We start from the raw sequence: 15,579 nt of genomic DNA, 5'->3' as shown, positions 1-15,579 counted from the left end.
CAGCCACCCCATGCTGTCCGGAAGTACCGGAGGCTTCCGGGCCGTGTGACAGAGTAACGCCAGTCACATTACTGCTGGCGGCTACCCTGCCACAGCTGTGCGGCAATTGTGACGGGGAATTCGAAAGGTCTAGTGCTTTTCGGCGTTTCGCTGATCGGCGCGCCAGCGGATTCCGGCGTCGATGAAGTCATCAATCTCGCCGTCCAGCACGGAGCCAGCGTTGCCCACCTCGTGCTCGGTGCGCAGGTCCTTGACCATTTGGTACGGGTTCAGCACGTAGGAACGCATCTGATCCCCCCATGAGGCCTTGACATCACCGGCCATGGCCTTCTTGGTGGCGTCTTCCTCAGCCTTCTTCAGCAGCAGCAGGCGCGATTGCAGCACGCGCATGGCGGCCGCCCGGTTCTGAATCTGCGACTTCTCGTTCTGCATGGACACCACGGTGCCGGTGGGAAGGTGGGTCAGGCGTACGGCGGAGTCGGTGGTGTTCACGGACTGCCCGCCCGGACCTGAGGAGCGGAAAACATCCACCCGGATCTCGTTATCCGGGATCTCAATGCTGTCCGTTGATTCGATCAGCGGGATGACCTCCACGGCGGCGAACGAGGTTTGGCGGCGGCCCTGGTTATCGAAGGGGCTGATGCGCACCAGGCGGTGCGTGCCGGCCTCAACACTGAGCGTGCCAAAGGCGTACGGTGCCTTGACCTCGAACGTGGCGGATTTCAGCCCGGCTTCTTCCGCGTAGGAGGTGTCAAGAACCGCTGTGGGGTATCCGTGGCGTTCGGCCCAGCGCAGGTACATGCGCAACAGCATTTGGGCGAAGTCGGCAGCATCCACGCCACCAGCGCCGGAACGGATGGTGATGACGGCTTCACGCTCATCGTATTCACCAGCGAGCAGAGTCACGATTTCCAAATCCTGAAGGGACTTCTGCAAACCGGCGAGATCCTTGACAGCTTCGGTGAGGGAATCGGCGTCGCCCTCTTCCTGAGCCAGCTGCACAAGGACCTCAAGATCATCGATCCGGGATTCCAGGGAACGCAGCTTCTCCAGCTTGGACTGGGCATGGCTGAGCTTTGAGGTGACTATCTGCGCGGCTGCGGGATCATCCCAGAGGTTGGGCGAACCAGCCTGGTCAGATAAATCCTCAATATTTTCCATGAGTTTCTCCACTTCGGAGACCTGCTCGATGGAAGTGTAGGTTGCGCGTAGGGCCCGGAGTTCTGCGGGAAAGTCAATCTCTGCCATGATATTCAAGCCTACGGCATTGGCAGGGCTGCATGCGGCGGGCCCCAGCGCGGGCGTCACAGCACTTTTCATAGCACCAAGTTGGCCCGTGCTGTGCTGCTGACACTGATACTGATCCCCTCCGGGACCAGGAAGTTGATAAAGAGGGGATGGACGACGGCGCTCACCCCCACCACCGCTGTTCTACCGTCCCCCACACCGGTGGCCGAATCCAGGACAATGTTGCCCAAACCCTCCGGGGAGCCGATCCCGGCAAGGTAATCCTGGGCTGCCCCGAGAACGCTGTGAGCGGTGAGCAAGGTCCCGGGATCAGCGGTGGCACTGCCTCCGCTGAGTTCAAAGGTATCCGCGGCTGCGAGCGCAGCGCCGTCTGCAATGGACAGCAGCTTCTTGTGTCCTAGGTAGATGCTGCCGGCCGCTGCCACCACGGTGACTACCAACAGGCTGATCAGGACGTAGCCGATCAATAGGATCATGACGTGTCCGGTTTCTTCTCCGGTGTTGGTTGTTGGAGATGTTTCAGTTTTCCTGCGGGTTTTCATTTGTAGCGTCCCACCTTTTGCTGGGCAGTGGATTCCACCGTGGCGGCCGTGGCATTGACTCCTGGCAGCGAGCCCACCACGGGCAGTTCCACTGTGAGCTGCACGTGGGCACGGACTATGGCTCCGGCGGTGGAACAGCCGGGATTGCAGGTAATGGACAGAGTTGCAGCATCGGGGTCAAAGCCCATGTCCGCTACGGCCAGCCGCACGGCACGCTCAGCGGCTTGGTGTGCGGAGGGGACCTCCTTGTGTAAAACGAACACTTTGGCGGCTTGATCTGCGGCCCCCACTGCCGCATATGCTCCGCCTTGGAGCTGTCCCACCGTCAGAATCAGGTAAGCCACGGGCACCATGAGCAGCACCGCGAGAAAGATGAACTCAATAATGGCGCTGCCTTCTTCTGATTTAGCGCCGGGCGGCGGCTTTGCTTCAACGGGTGATGACGGCATGGCCTGTCATCTCCAGGGATCGTGCCGGTCCGAAGAGTCCTATCAACGGCAAGGGAGCATTGAGCGAGACTTGGAGAATATCCAGGCCGTCCTGTGTGTCAATGCTGACGGACACGTCCTGGACATAGCCGGGCCCCAGGGCAGCATCCATAAGGTGGATGGCCCGGTCCTTGGCATCGGCCGCGGTCCTATCCCCCAAGGCACCGTATCTGGCAGCGGATGAGGCGGCATCAGCCATAGTGTTGCGCACGTGCAGCACCAACGCCAGCTGGAGCAGGGCCACAAAGATCACCGTCACCAACGCTCCCACCAGAACAAAGTCGACCACCGCAGCCCCGGTTTCCCGCACCGAAGCTAAGGCTGAACTTGTTCCATGGCTTGGTTGAACAGGCCCTCCAGTGCGGGCCCGGCGATGGCCAGCAACCCGGCCACCAGAACGGCGCTCATGAGGGTTATTAAAACCCACCCGGGCACGTCTCCTTGGCTTCTGCCAGTAGCTGGGCGCAGGGCCAGTGGCAGGGACAACCGGTAGTTGGCCCGCTGCCACTGCCGTACCAAGTACTCCCTCGCCACACTGATCCACATCCTCGCGCGGACGTGTAGCCCGCCGCTGAACGTCATCACTGCCCTGAACCGCGCCGTTGCCCTTTGCCTGGCCTTGTTGAAAACGTGCATGATGTTTCCTCTCCTTTTGCTGATGCTGTTGTTTTGCTAAAGTCTTTCCTCTGCGTGTAGTCCCGTGTCTGCCCATCTAGAAACCAAACTGCAGCAGGGCCAGGCCGGGAAAGACGGCGAAAACAACTGTCAGCGGCAGCACCCCGAAGATCAGTGGCACCATCATGCCGATTTCCTTGCGTCCCGCCGATTCCATCAGCTCACGCTTGGCTACGTCCCTCACATCCTGAGCCTGTGCCCGTAGTACCTCGGCCAGCGGGGTGCCCCTATTGATGGCCACACTGATGCCGTCCACAAACCGGGCCAGGGCCGGCACATTGACTCTGGCCGAGAATTGGTTCAGGGCTTCTACTAGCGGCATCCCCGTCCGTGTTTGAGCCAGGACCGCGCCAAATTCGGCAGAAAGCACCCCGGATGAGGACCGGGCCACCCGGTCCAGCGCACTGACGGCGCTCTCCCCCGCACCCACCGCTAAAGCCATCAGCTCTGCGAGCGCCGGGAATTCTGCCAGCATGCGGGCCTGCCGGCGTTGGATCCGTGAGCTCAGAAGGTAGTCATACAACACGTACCCGCCCATCATGGGCCCCACAGAGAGCACCACAGCGCCCAGAAGATTCAGGCGGCCCTGCCACAGTAAGAACAGCGTCAACAGCACCCCTAAAAGCAGCCCCACCCCGGCAACAAGCAACTGTGCGGCGCGGAATTCCAGAGCACTCTCTTGCCGCCCAGCCTGTGCAAGACGGGCACTGAGTCCGTGAACACTGATATTGCTCCGGCCAAGTCTCTGCACAGCATCCTTGAGCACCAGGCGCGCAATACGCTCCAGTGGGCCAAAGAGCGGCACTTGTTCTTCCTTCTCCAGAAGCCGGGAACGCCTGGAAGCCGTCAGCAATTGAGGTTCCACACGTTGGGCAAAGCTGGGCCGACGCATGGCAGGAAGACGCACCAACGTCAGCCATAGCCCGGCCCCCAGGACAAGCCCAACGCCGGTCACCAGCAGCAGCTGCCCCGTCATTGCAGCACCCGCTGTTCCTCTGGCAACGCCCCAATGCGCAGCATGATCCGGTAGCAAACCACGGAGAGCACAAGGCCCCCTCCCAGTACCGCCCACCCGGGCGCTGAGTTATACGCGCCAATGGCTTCGGGGCGCGTGGCCATGAGCATCAGTACAATCCAGGGCGCGGCTACGGCCAGGCGGGCTGCATTGACCGTCCATGACTGCCGGGCCTCAAGTTCGCTCCGGGTTCTGGCGTGGTCCCGCAGGAATTCGGAGAGCGTGCCCAGCAGTTTGCCCAAGTCGGAGCCGCCAACATCGCGCGTGAGCCGCAACGCCTCAATGATCCTGTCCGCAACGGGATCAGCCAATGATCCTTTGAGTCTTTGCAAGGCGCTTTCGAAGTGCCCGGTGGCCCGGTAATCCGCACCAAAGGCTTTGAATTCTTCACGGAGTTGGAGCGGACCCTTGCTCCCCAGCTGAGTCAGAGCTTCGGGAAGTGAAAGCCCGGCTCTGATGGCTGAGCGTAAATGGTCCACAACGTCAGGCCAGAGATCGCGCATGACTGCCGCCCGGCGTCGTGCGCGCATCGCCAGCAGCGCAAAGGGCAGGTAGGCGCTGAACAAGCCAAAGCACAAGGCTATGGCCGGGGCGCGCGTCAGCACCACAACAATCAGGACCACCACCACGGCAAACACGGCGGTGCTGACCAGCAGGGAGGCAGGGCTGACTTGAGGAACGCCGGCCCGGTGGAGCAATGAGGCCACCTTATTACCCCGGACCGGGACAGCGCTGCGGGCAGGTTCACTCCAGCAGGCCATCCAGATCAGGAACATCCCCAGGCCTGCCAGCAGCCCGAGGACCGCGGACATTAGGACTCCCCCATCAAGGCAGCCACGTTGTAGCCTGCCGCTGCGAACTTCTCAGGAGCCGGCATAGCGGTGTCCGAGGCTTCCAGCCGGCCGTTGACCGTGTCAAAGACGAGGCTCGATTCGATGATGCCGTTTTCCACACGGCGGCCCAGGGCCAGGATTTGCCCCACGGACCGCCGCCCGTTGGGGGCTCGGACGCAGTGCACCACCAGGTCTATACAGGCCGCCACTGTTGGCAGGACGAAGGCGGCCGTGATGTTCTCTCCTGCGAGAAGCGGGAGGGTGCAAATCTTCACCACGGCGTCATGCGCAGAGTTGGCATGGACCGAGGCCATCCCGGGAAGACCACTATTTAGGGCGATCAGCATGTCCAGGCTTTCCGCCTCACGCACCTCACCCACAATGAGCCGGTCTGGGCGCATGCGCAGTGCCTCCTTGACGAGGCGGCGCAGCGGGATCTCGCCCATGCCCTCGAGGTTGGGTTGGCGGCATTGCAGCCCCACCACGTCGCGCAGGGGAAGCTTCAGCTCGAATATTTCCTCGACGGTAACCACACGCTCGCGGGAACCAATACCGGAGGCCAAACAGTTCAGCAGTGTGGTTTTACCAGCCTGGGTTGCGCCCGAGACCAGGATGTTCAGCCCGCTGCTGACGGCTGCCCCCAAAAAACGTGCCGCCTGTGGTGTGAGGGAACCCAGCTCCACCAGATGGTCCAGGCGGCTGGCCCGGGCAGTAAACTTGCGGATGTTCACGGCCCAATGGGTTTGGGTGATGTCCGGGATCACCACGTGCAGCCGGCTGCCGTCCGGTAGGGCAGCGTCCACGAAGGGGCTGCTCAAATCCAGCCGGCGGCCAGAACTTTTCAGCATCCGTTCCACCAGATCGCGCACTTGCTCTGCGGTGAATACCAGGTTGGTGAGTTCGGATTCGCCGTGCCTAGCCACAAACACCTCATCAGGGGCGTTGAGCCAAATTTCCTCTATGTCCGGATCTTCAAGGAGTGGTTGCAGTGCACCGAAACCGGCGACGGCGTTGAACACCGTGCGTTTCGCATCGGCAGCTTGGGCAAGTGCTGGCACCGCACCGAGTAGGGAGCGCTCGCCATAATCGTTGACCGCTGCCTCAACCAAGGCACGGACTTCCATGCCTTGCCTCAGCGGATCAAGACCTTTACGGCGGATGAGCTCCCGGACTTCATCCTCAACTTGTGTCAGCGCATCCAATCAGACCACGTCCGCCCCTTTGCGGTGTTCGCCTTTGCCAATGGTCAGGAGCCTAGACCCGTTCAATAGGGACGCGCTAGGGGCAATCGTGCGGCTGTGGATAAGTAGGGGCTGCAGGTGGCTACTTCATGTCGTTCGGTATTGCGCCGCTGGCATCACAAGCATATATTTGGGAAGCCTTTGTAAAATCCACCCGGGGGAATCCGTGAAACGACGAACTATCGCGCTGGTCGCAGCCTTGAGCATGGTCATGACCGGCTGGGTGGTTTCACCAGCTTCGGCGGAGAGCGAGAGTTCACCTACGCCATCTCCAACGGTTGCAGTTGAGTCAGCTCTACCAGCCATCCCCACTTTTTCTCCAGACCACGAGCCAGCCTCTCCTGAACCGATCACTCCGGAGCCAACGTCCGTACTGATTCCATCTCCAATTACAAAGCTAGCGACTCCACCAGCTGCACCTATGTCGGTGCCCGCCGTCCTCACCAAGCTCATGACCGAGAAGTGGCAGAAAATGGGTGGAGCCCTAAGCGTGTTGGGGGAACCCTCCGCAGATGCCAACTGTCAGGACGGAATCTGCCGCCAAGAATTTGAGGGTGGCACAATCTTCGTTGTCAGAGGCAATACCGTAACGGTTGCGCTCAGAAGTCAAGGGCATGTTGGACCCCAATGGTTTGAAGTTGGGGGATTGAAATCAGGAATAGGCGTGCCAGTTACTGATGAAATTAATACCACAGAAGGCTCATACCAAGAGTTCGACTCCTTCGACGGCAAGGGAATCACGGTTCGCACTTGGCGAGCTCTGCAGGGCATTATCCCAATCGCACTTGGAACAGATATCGGCTACAGGTTTAACTGGCTCGGTGGAATCTCCGTTGTTGGCTACCCTATTGGCCAGGCTTCATGCGGCCTGAAGGACAAGGGATGCAGCCAAAGCTTCGACACCGGGACGATCTTCTCCAGCTCCACATCAGCTGCCTCATTGATCAAAGGTGGCATCAAGTCCAAGTGGGTAAGCACCGCTGCTCAAAACGGCATTCTCGGTTATCCCATTGATCAAGAAGAATGTTTTGGTTCAACGCCTTCATGTCTTCAGTCTTTTCAGGGCGGGCAGATCATCTGGTCAAAGAGGACTGGCGCCACAATAGTCCGGGGTGGCATCAGGTCGATGTACTGGAATTCAGGATTCATGGTGGGCACTCTTGGCCTTCCACTGAGTGATGAAAAGTGTAATTTGCGCGATAAAGGTTGTGTTCAGAACTTCCAGAACGGGCAAATAGCTTGGTCTACCAAAACCGGAGCAAAGACTCTTCGAGGAGCCATCGGGTCACGGTACACAAGCGTCGGCGCCCAGAATAGCTACCTGGGCTATCCAACTGCCGAGGAGCAGTGTGGGATTCCTCGCGGAGGCTGCAAGCAAGGGTTTCAAGGAGGGACCATTATTTGGTCGGCAGCCTCGGGTGCTCGCATAACGCGTGGAGCCATAGGTGCAGCGCACACCGGTGCCTTCGCTGGATGGTTGGGCCCGGAGGGCTACCCTTTGGGTGATGAGATCTGTGGACTCGCCCAGAAAGGTTGTTATCAGCAATTCCAAACCGGTCGTTACTACTGGTCACCAAACACTCGCACAGCCGTTTTCGTCAAGAATGGCATACAGTCGCGCTGGAACCAGCTAGGCGGAGTCAATGGACGAATGGGCTACCCAATTTGGAATGAAGTCTGCGCCAACGGTTACTGCGAACAACAGTTTCAGCATGGAGTGGTTTCCTGGGCAGCACCCGGCGCGCGCCCCTGGTGATCCTCTCCCAGTAACGTTCCTGGCGGAGAAACCAACCAAGTCGTGTCCAATCGTCCGAGACCTCCGGCTTGCACAATATGCATGACTTCATCTGGATCTTCAAGGAGTGGTTGCAGCGCACCGAAACCGGCGACGGCGTTGCACACCGTCAGCTTGGCATCGTCGGCTTGAGCGAGGGCCAGCACCGCACCGAGCATGGAGCGTTCGCCATAGTTGTTGACAGAGTTGTTGACAGAGTTGTTGACCACTGCCTCAACCAAGGCGCGGACCTCCATGCCTTGCATCAGCAGATCAAGACCTTATACAACGAAAGAGCTACCTGACGTCCCACCCCGTTGAGGCGGCAATGCGTTCCCCAAGGGCTGGCGCCATGGTGCGGGCAAAGTCCCACGTGAGGTGGTTGTCATCAAGATAAACAAGGACGTTACCTAGAACTGCAGGGCAGTTCCCGTCCTTGCAGTACTGATCAGTGAGATCAATCATGTGCGCGCCGTTGATGCTATTCAGCGATGCTGCCGGGTCCGTTGCTGCCAGATGATCGGCCTGCTTGAAGGCGCAGGCGTCAGGACCTGATTTTGCCACACAGGCTGACTTGCTGTCGCTAAAACGGGGATTGTCTCGGACACCAATGACGTCAATACCTGCGCCCGCAAACCTCTGTACCGCTGCCTCATACCCTGGAATGAGACTCTCGTCCGGTGAATCCGGGACGGCGTCCGTAGAAATCGTAAAAACAGCATCCGGCTTCAGCTTTAGCACGTAATTCATTGCGGCATTATTGAACGCTTGGCATGTCTCGTTCCTGCCAGATGGGGCGGACTCGCTTCCAAAGTCACACCCGCCTAAAAGCAGAGAAACTAGCTGCCAATCATTGCTCTTAGCCACAGGCATGAGTGCCCCAGCAATTTGCTCCGCATGCGAATCACCGATAATCACGATGGTCTTTCTTGGCGTCTTCACAGGTGCGGTTTGGCCGCATTTATCGGCCAAAATCTGCTCAATTGGAAGGAATTTCTCCGTACATTCATTTCCTAGGTTCACCCACTGTTTATTTAGTGCAGTCAACGGAGGCGTCATTGGCAAAGCTGGATCAGCGGTATCCACAAACCCGTCCTGAAGTGAAAGCGCGCCAGGATAGTTTCGGACAACTTCTGCTTGATCGGCTTTGGACTGTGCCGCTTGAAGTAATTCCTGAATTTTCAGCTTTCCTTGCCATGCACCCAGCGGAGCAGCAACTAACGCAATACAAATCGCTATGGTCAGGACCGCGCGGCGTCGTTTCTTCTCGATCCATTTGCTACGCCGGATAGGTGTGTCCACAAGCTTTGTGGCGATGATCGCAGCCAGAATTGAAACAAGGATGATGACGGCGCCAGCCTTGAGTCCGGCTTGTTCACGGCCCGTGAAGACGAGGAAGAACACCAAGAGCGGCCAGTGAAAAAGATACAGGGCGTACGAACTGTCACCCAGCCTAACTAGCGGCTTCCAACTCAGGAACCTGTCCACCCCAAGTTTGCTGTTAGTAAAGCCAGCCACGATGATAAGTGCAGCGGCCAATGTAGGCCAGAGCGCCATATAGCCGGGGAATTTCTGGCCCACTTGCAAGATGAATCCGCAGGACAGAATGGCCACAATGCCTACCCAGCCCAGAAATATTCGGGTGGATCGTTTGAAGGATAGGTAGGGCAGGATCAGCGCAAGTAGTGACCCTAGAGCAAACTCCCAAAGTCTTGTCCGCGTGTCAAAGTAGGCAAAAGCCTGATTGGTATATGTCGTGATCATGGAAAACAGCAACGAGATGGTGAAAATTGCGCCAAATATATAGATCAGCAAGGCCCGAATTCGGAGTCTTCCAGCGCGGGAGATGATTGCCGCCGTCGCGAACACCAAGGGCCATAAGATGAAGATCTGTCCCTGAATGGACAGAGACCAGAAATGCTGAAGCGGGCTTGCCGCGCTGTGGTCGGTGGCGTAGTAGTCAACGGCTTCCGAGGCTAGGAACCAGTTCTGATAGTAGATAAGGGATGCCCAGGTCTGTCCGAACATGCTGGACCAGACAGTTTCCGGTAGGAGTACATAGACACCTAGCAGAGTCAGCAACAAGGTAAGCGCAATGAGAGGCAAGAGCCGCTTGAACAAGTGGGCCCAGTATTTGAACAGCTCTAGCGCTTTGCCACTTTCAAGCCTGCGTGTGAACTGCCCCGTCAAAAGGAACGATGAAATGAGGAGAAAGACATCCACACCGCCAGAGATCCGGCCGAACCAAACGTGATACGCCACCACCATCAGTACAGCAACTGCGCGGAGCCCCTGCACTTCCGGCAGGAATTTCCGGTCTCCGCCGTTCTGCTGGGAATTCGGATCAGACGCGGCACTGCGGCGGCCCCGTACTTTCGGTGCCTCCTCGGCGATCAGCGACATGTATTTCTTACCTCTAAATGGTTGGGGTCAAGCAGTGCATCTACTGCGCACCTCAAATTTTCCCCCGTGTAAGTTTACCCTCTTGCTCCAAACCGAAAATCGAGACGTGGCCACTACCGCTGGGGGCTGTCGCCAACCATAGAGTTAGGCGCTGATTCGAGATTGGTATAGGTTCCGGGCTCTGTCCGTCTGATCAGCGGCAAAACCACAGGTGGCTACCGTCTGGCAACGTCTCAATACTTGGGCGCCGAGGACAGTCCGAAGTATTGCTCGAGTGTCTTGAAGCCGCGATTGCGCATGTCAGTGGCGGCCCGAACACCGATGTAGCGAAGGTGCCACGGCTCGTAGCTGTATCCCGTGATGGAGTCGTATCCTTGAGGGTAGCGCACAATGAAGCCGTAGCGCCAAGCATTGGCAGCAGCAAATTGTCCGGCTGGAGTGATGACGAAGCAAGCCTGCAATGCACAGGTTCCATTGGGTGTTCCAATGTCCATGACCAAACCTGTTTGGTGTTCGCTATACCCTGGGCGTGCGGAGATAGTATCCGCCACCGCTTGCCCGTACTGCCACACGTAATTGTTGTAAAGGCCTGCTTGAGTGTCATAGGACCGGAAACCACTGACCAAAGTCACAGGAACTCCTATCGCCGATGCGCCGGAGATGAGCTGTGACATTTGGGTGGCGGCTTCTCGGCGCATGAGTTGAGATCCAGACCAGACGAGATCCGGAGGTATGCGATTGATAGGAGCATTGGGACGGCGCTTGTTGACAACTATGCCGATACTGCCAGCATTTGGATTGACGCTGACGGCGCTACCTGCCTTCCACGTGATGGTTCCTCCTAGAAAGAGTTGGAGGCAGCTCACTGGTCTCCCCGCGCAATTCTCCTCACCTACCGGATAACCGAGTGGGCTGCGTTCAAATCCCATTTGGCCCCATTTTGAGCCGATGCCGCCACGAACGGTGTGGGCACCGACAGAGGATTGCCAGTAAATGTTGCCACCCTGGTATTGCTGAACGCACCCACGGGAGATGAGTGTGCAGTTTTCGTCGCTGATGGGGTACCCAAGGAGTCCGCGTTCCCAGTTGAATGTTGCCCAGCGCGCAGAGATGGCGCCGAGAACAATATGGGCGCCTGAGGCCGGAGACCAGTAAATACTGCCATTTCGATAATCGCGATAGCAGCCGCCTTGAGGCAACGAGCAGCGCAGTGGTGTCTTTGCATTCCCTAGTCGAACAGCATTGCCGCCTGAAGCGTGCTTTGTCGCGATGGCACCATTGTCCGGCGTTTGTGCAACAGCCGCAACGGACCCGCCCATGGTCATTCCCACCACGGCAACAGCCGCGATCAACAGTGATATCAATCGCTTGGTCTGCATCGGGCAGTGCGCCTTCCGTTGAATGATGGTATTCGAGACACTAGGTTAGTTCTGCTTCACAGGCAAGCAATTGAAGGCCCTATTTGGCAGTCACAGTCCACATAGTTGGTGCACAACCTCGCTAAATCGTGGAGTGAGGATATCGACTCTTCGTCCGCAGTCTTCGGGGAACCTTTACCGAACGGCAAAAGTTCTCGACCGCCAGTGCCTGTCAAGAGGTCGTGGGTACACGAAGTGGTGAATCAAGACATGGAGTACCTGGTCCAGTGCCTACGAAGCGCCAATCGGCCTGTCCACGATCCAGCGGGACCACTCACCAACAACGGGGGCCTACCCTTATCAACTATGGCCAACCGTCAGACGGGTCTGCCCAAGCTTTAGTTGACCCTTGGGAGTTCAGTAGCCGGTTGGCGTTTTACAACCTAAAAATCGTTAAATCCAACTTCATTACTGAACCGGGCTCAGCCGGCTCATCCCTCAGCTACATCATTCGAAAGGTCAGCCAGCAATGAGTATCTTGACAGGACCCAAGTACATGGTTCTAAAAATTGTTGAAACGCTCAGCCCGGCATGCGCTGAAAACCTGCGCACAATGGCGCATCAGCCAGTAGCCATTAGCCATTAGCCATTAGCCATTACAGCGTTGCAGCAGAGGCTAGATCAGGTAGAGACCGAGCTGCGAGACCTTCGCGGAGTGGTGGAGACACTTAACCAGGATCTTGACGAGTCCCGCCGTCTGGACCTGCGTGCCGCAGAGCTCATGGATGTGGCGTTCAGCGAACTGTACAAATAGCGGCGAACCGAGTTGTTAGAATTGGCTGAGACTTCTCGATGAATGGAATCCATATATGACGTGGTGGCAAGCGCTGCCGGCTATTTGCATTGCCGCTACACTATTTTTCGTTCCAGGCTTCGTCCTCGCCCGCGGGCTTGGAGCCAGAGGTTTCTTTAGTACAGCTATGGCCCCGCTGGCATCGTGTGGGGTCATAGGTGTCTCCGGCATCATTGGCGGTGTTACACACATCTCGTGGTCAATCTGGCTCGTTGCTGGTGTGACGATTGCCTGCACTGCTGCTGGCTGGTTTTTGCGCCTGCTGTTCAGAGACAAGCTCCTCCCCGTTGCGAGATCATCAGGTGGGCCAGTCCTCAGCTGGGCAACAGTTCTTCTGGTATTGGGCACCTCGGCCCCTATGGTGGCAAAGAAGCTTCTTCCCGCGATGGGAACACCCGACTCGTTCGCCCAAGTTTATGACAACATCTTCCATCTCAACGCCATCCGGTACATCATCGAAACAGGCAATGCATCGTCGCTGACGTTGGGAAATATGTCCACTGGCCGTTCGGGCATCTCTATTTACCCTTCCGTTTGGCATTCTCTTTCAGCTTTGGTCGCACAGCTAGCATCTGTAAACGTTTTCGTAGCGGAAAACGCAGTAACCATAGCCGTCACCGCACTCGTTTGGCCTTTTGCCTGCATTGCATTGGTGCGGGGAGTAATCGGCCCAAAAATTATTGCCACAGTAGTTGCCGGTATTTTATCTACAAGCTTTTGGGTCTTTCCCTTCCAAATCATTCAATGGGGCCCGCTGTTCCCCAACACGCTTGCCTACAGCATTCTTCCCATTGCGGTGTTACTCTTGGCCTCCGCATTTGGGTTGACTCGTGAACGAATGGCCGATCCGTTTACAGTGGTGACCCTCTTCGCGGTTTCCGTGGCTGCCATGTTCCTGACCCAGCCAAACGGCTTCAGTGCCATGCTCGCATTTTCCGTACCCATGGTTCTAGGGCTGTGGATACGGACACTCATTCAATCCCTTAGAAGTGAAAACCGCACCCAAAATGTACTACTCACACTAGCTTGGGGCCTTGCGGCACTTGTGACTTTCGTCATTATTTGGAAAGCACTCCTTCTCGGCTATGACGATTGGAAGCCCTCCAGAAGCTTGGGGGAGGCTGTCAAAGATGTCGCTACAGGTGGTTTGCTAGGACGAAACTTTACCTGGTTGGCATCAATGTTTGCGGCTGTCGGTCTGTTGGTTATCCTGATCAAACGGCGAGGTTGGTGGATGATCGCCTGCATGGCCGTCGCTGGCGGCCTCTATGTCACGGCAGTTTGGGCACCAATGGGGGCTTTCCGTCACACAATCACCGGCAGTTGGTACCAAGACCCATACCGATTAGCCGCCCTCGTGCCACTTTTCACTATCGTGCTGGCCTCAGTCGGCGCAGACGGTTTGGCCATTGGTGTGGGCTCGCTCCTCAAACGGCTCGCCCTGCGGTTCGGCGGTCGGGCAGCTAGTCTCAGCCAGAAGCCTTCCGCGGCACTACAGTCCATCGCAGGATTATTAGTCCTCGTCTTGGGCCTTGCTGTAATGGTCCCGCTGACACTTCAAACCAATCAAAAGGGCATGAAGATGATTACGAAGAAAATTTCGCAGTCATGGTCATACAAACCTGGCTGGATTGTCTCTTCCCCTGAATACATCCTCATGTCGCGGCTAGACAGTGAGGTCCCCCCTAACGCCGTAATTGCTGTGGATCCTTTCAACGGTGGTTCTCTGGCCTACGCCATTTCGGGACGCAAAGTCACCCAGTATCATCTCAACCCGAGTCCGAGTAAAGACCTTCTCCTCGTGGCACAAAACCTTGCGACAGCATCGCACGGGTCGGAGACATGCAAACTTGCAAATGAACTAAACATTCGTTTTGTGCTGGATTTTGGGTCTTTCTACATGCTTGACGTACCGGCCGCTAAGAAATATCCCGGTTTTGTGGAGATACAGAACGCCCCCGCGTTGAAGCTCATCGACCAGCAGGATCATGCAAAATTGTATGAAGTAGTTGGTTGTTAGCCGGGCAGGGATCACCAGTAGCCCAGGTGTTCCCTGCCCGATTTGAGTGACCTTACTGGGCGTCGTAACCCTGGGGATTGTTGAACTGCCAGCGCCAGTGATCTTCACACATCTGGGTAAGGCTGCGATGAGCGGACCAACCCAAATCGGCCAAGGCCGCCGATGGATCGGCATAACTCACTGCAGCGTCTCCCGGGCGGCGGGGTGCGAATTCAAACGGCACAGGCTTGCCTGCCGCATCTCCGAACGCCTTGATGACTTCCAGCACTGAAGACCCGTTCCCGGTTCCGAGGTTCCACCGGAATACGCCTTGGCGCGAAGGAAGGTAGTCGAGAGCAGCTAGGTGCCCCGCGGCCAAGTCCATTACATGGATGTAGTCGCGCACACCCGTGCCGTCAGGTGTTGGGTAGTCGTTGCCAAACACCATGACCTTTTCCCTGCGTCCCACGGCAACCTGTGCCACAAAGGGCAGGAGGTTGTTAGGGATGCCCCGGGGGTCTTCACCAATCCTGCCCGACTCATGCGCACCCACCGGGTTGAAGTATCGCAGGAGAGCAACGCGCCAAGTGGGGTCGGCCGCGCCTAGATCGGTCAAAATATCTTCGATCTGTTCCTTAGTACGCCCATAGGGATTGGTCGCGTCCAAAGGCATCTTTTCAATCAGGGGAACTTCTTCGCTAGCCCCGTACACGGTGGCCGAAGAGCTAAAGACGATGGTCCGCACACCGTGTTTGTCCATAGATGCCAGGAGGTTCAAGGTGCCGACAATATTGTTCTGGTAGTAGCGCAGCGGCTCTGCCACTGATTCACCCACTGCCTTGAGGCCAGCAAAATGGATGACCGAGTCAAAAGCTTCATTGGCGAAGAGTGCGCTAACCCCTTCTGCATCTAATAAGTCCAGCTCAACGAACTTGGGGTGTTTGCCTGTCAGCTCTTCAACCCTGCGCAAGGATTCCGCAGAAGAGTTTGCGAGATTGTCCAGGACGACGACGTCGTGCCCAGCTTCCATCAAGCAAAGGACTGTGTGTGAACCTATATAGCCGGCGCCGCCGGTAACCAATACCTTCATGGTTCCACTTTATATGGGTTCCTATCTACTGCGTCATTTCTTCAGAGGGAAGCTCCACAT

At 57.2% G+C, this 15,579-nt stretch carries 14 protein-coding genes; 3 read left to right on the top strand and 11 right to left on the bottom strand.

Annotation, left to right across the window (positions count from 1 at the left end; translation table 11 throughout):
• Nucleotides 1-129 precede the first annotated feature (129 nt).
• From prfB to CVS29_RS11950, 8 genes are all read right to left on the bottom strand, one after another.
• On the bottom strand, nt 130-1,248 hold the full coding sequence (prfB, locus tag CVS29_RS11980; protein ID WP_110106721.1) for a peptide chain release factor 2: 1,119 nt from the start codon (nt 1,246-1,248) through the stop codon (nt 130-132).
• 68 nt (nt 1,249-1,316) lie between these two features.
• Entirely contained in the window at nt 1,317-1,790 is a 474-nt protein-coding gene (locus tag CVS29_RS11975; protein ID WP_245932213.1) for a pilus assembly protein TadG-related protein, read from the bottom strand.
• Nucleotides 1,787-2,239, bottom strand: a complete 453-nt coding sequence (locus CVS29_RS11970) for a hypothetical protein (RefSeq protein WP_110106571.1) — start codon at nt 2,237-2,239, stop codon at nt 1,787-1,789. Before CVS29_RS11970 ends, CVS29_RS11975 begins: the two co-directional genes overlap by 4 nt.
• On the bottom strand, nt 2,220-2,588 hold the full coding sequence (locus tag CVS29_RS18910) for a TadE/TadG family type IV pilus assembly protein (RefSeq protein ID WP_245932212.1): 369 nt from the start codon (nt 2,586-2,588) through the stop codon (nt 2,220-2,222). The genes CVS29_RS11970 and CVS29_RS18910 overlap by 20 nt, the downstream gene beginning before the upstream one ends.
• Before the next feature lie 5 nt (nt 2,589-2,593).
• Nucleotides 2,594-2,824, bottom strand: coding sequence for a hypothetical protein (locus CVS29_RS18905; protein ID WP_245932227.1), 231 nt, complete (start codon nt 2,822-2,824; stop codon nt 2,594-2,596).
• A gap of 166 nt (nt 2,825-2,990) precedes the next feature.
• Entirely contained in the window at nt 2,991-3,929 is a 939-nt protein-coding gene (locus tag CVS29_RS11960; RefSeq protein ID WP_110106569.1) for a type II secretion system F family protein, read from the bottom strand.
• Nucleotides 3,926-4,780 carry a type II secretion system F family protein gene (locus CVS29_RS11955; RefSeq protein WP_110106568.1) on the bottom strand — a complete coding sequence of 285 codons (855 nt, stop codon included), beginning with the start codon at nt 4,778-4,780 and terminating at the stop codon, nt 3,926-3,928. The genes CVS29_RS11960 and CVS29_RS11955 overlap by 4 nt, the downstream gene beginning before the upstream one ends.
• Nucleotides 4,780-6,003, bottom strand: coding sequence for a TadA family conjugal transfer-associated ATPase (locus tag CVS29_RS11950; protein ID WP_110106567.1), 1,224 nt, complete (start codon nt 6,001-6,003; stop codon nt 4,780-4,782). The genes CVS29_RS11955 and CVS29_RS11950 overlap by 1 nt, the downstream gene beginning before the upstream one ends.
• Nucleotides 6,004-6,247: 244 nt before the next feature.
• Between CVS29_RS11950 and CVS29_RS18245 the strand changes: the two genes are divergently transcribed.
• Together CVS29_RS18245 and CVS29_RS18240 are read left to right on the top strand one after the other, a co-directional pair.
• Nucleotides 6,248-7,798: an LGFP repeat-containing protein gene (locus CVS29_RS18245; RefSeq protein WP_245932226.1), complete on the top strand. Its 1,551-nt coding sequence runs from the start codon at nt 6,248-6,250 to the stop codon at nt 7,796-7,798.
• A 68-nt stretch (nt 7,799-7,866) separates the two neighbouring features.
• On the top strand, nt 7,867-8,121 hold the full coding sequence (locus CVS29_RS18240) for a hypothetical protein (protein ID WP_146213043.1): 255 nt from the start codon (nt 7,867-7,869) through the stop codon (nt 8,119-8,121).
• Here CVS29_RS18240 and CVS29_RS11925 read toward each other — a convergent pair.
• Nucleotides 8,114-10,219, bottom strand: coding sequence for an acyltransferase family protein (locus CVS29_RS11925; RefSeq protein WP_110106565.1), 2,106 nt, complete (start codon nt 10,217-10,219; stop codon nt 8,114-8,116). The genes CVS29_RS18240 and CVS29_RS11925 overlap by 8 nt on opposite strands.
• A gap of 233 nt (nt 10,220-10,452) precedes the next feature.
• The gene (locus CVS29_RS11920; RefSeq protein ID WP_110106564.1) at nt 10,453-11,598 is read right to left on the bottom strand and encodes a D-alanyl-D-alanine carboxypeptidase family protein; all 1,146 of its coding nucleotides are present in this window, start codon (nt 11,596-11,598) and stop codon (nt 10,453-10,455) included.
• Between the two features lie 848 nt (nt 11,599-12,446).
• Here CVS29_RS11920 and CVS29_RS11915 point away from each other — a divergent pair.
• Nucleotides 12,447-14,450 carry a DUF6541 family protein gene (locus CVS29_RS11915; protein ID WP_110106563.1) on the top strand — a complete coding sequence of 668 codons (2,004 nt, stop codon included), beginning with the start codon at nt 12,447-12,449 and terminating at the stop codon, nt 14,448-14,450.
• 52 nt (nt 14,451-14,502) lie between these two features.
• On the opposite strand, the gene galE is transcribed toward CVS29_RS11915, so the two are convergent.
• Nucleotides 14,503-15,519 carry a UDP-glucose 4-epimerase GalE gene (galE, locus tag CVS29_RS11910; protein WP_110106562.1) on the bottom strand — a complete coding sequence of 339 codons (1,017 nt, stop codon included), beginning with the start codon at nt 15,517-15,519 and terminating at the stop codon, nt 14,503-14,505.
• Nucleotides 15,520-15,579: the final 60 nt, after the last annotated feature.

It is taken from the genome of Arthrobacter psychrochitiniphilus (assembly GCF_003185915.1).
Taxonomy (GTDB): Bacteria; Actinomycetota; Actinomycetes; order Actinomycetales; family Micrococcaceae; genus Specibacter; species Specibacter psychrochitiniphilus.
Note: the sequence above shows the minus strand (reverse complement) of the source record. Positions and strands in the feature narration are given on the sequence as shown.

What these genes read in the sequence shown, in the direction of transcription:
- prfB (WP_110106721.1), bottom strand. Translation starts at nt 1,248, where the DNA reads ATGGCAGAGATTGACTTTCCCGCAGAACTCCGGGCCCTACGCGCAACC.
- CVS29_RS11975 (WP_245932213.1), bottom strand. Translation starts at nt 1,790, where the DNA reads ATGAAAACCCGCAGGAAAACTGAAACATCTCCAACAACCAACACCGGA.
- CVS29_RS11970 (WP_110106571.1), bottom strand. Translation starts at nt 2,239, where the DNA reads ATGCCGTCATCACCCGTTGAAGCAAAGCCGCCGCCCGGCGCTAAATCA.
- CVS29_RS18905 (WP_245932227.1), bottom strand. Translation starts at nt 2,824, where the DNA reads ATGTGGATCAGTGTGGCGAGGGAGTACTTGGTACGGCAGTGGCAGCGG.
- CVS29_RS11960 (WP_110106569.1), bottom strand. Translation starts at nt 3,929, where the DNA reads ATGACGGGGCAGCTGCTGCTGGTGACCGGCGTTGGGCTTGTCCTGGGG.
- CVS29_RS11955 (WP_110106568.1), bottom strand. Translation starts at nt 4,780, where the DNA reads ATGTCCGCGGTCCTCGGGCTGCTGGCAGGCCTGGGGATGTTCCTGATC.
- CVS29_RS18245 (WP_245932226.1), top strand. Translation starts at nt 6,248, where the DNA reads ATGGTCATGACCGGCTGGGTGGTTTCACCAGCTTCGGCGGAGAGCGAG.
- CVS29_RS11925 (WP_110106565.1), bottom strand. Translation starts at nt 10,219, where the DNA reads ATGTCGCTGATCGCCGAGGAGGCACCGAAAGTACGGGGCCGCCGCAGT.
- CVS29_RS11920 (WP_110106564.1), bottom strand. Translation starts at nt 11,598, where the DNA reads ATGCAGACCAAGCGATTGATATCACTGTTGATCGCGGCTGTTGCCGTG.
- CVS29_RS11915 (WP_110106563.1), top strand. Translation starts at nt 12,447, where the DNA reads ATGACGTGGTGGCAAGCGCTGCCGGCTATTTGCATTGCCGCTACACTA.
- galE (WP_110106562.1), bottom strand. Translation starts at nt 15,519, where the DNA reads ATGAAGGTATTGGTTACCGGCGGCGCCGGCTATATAGGTTCACACACA.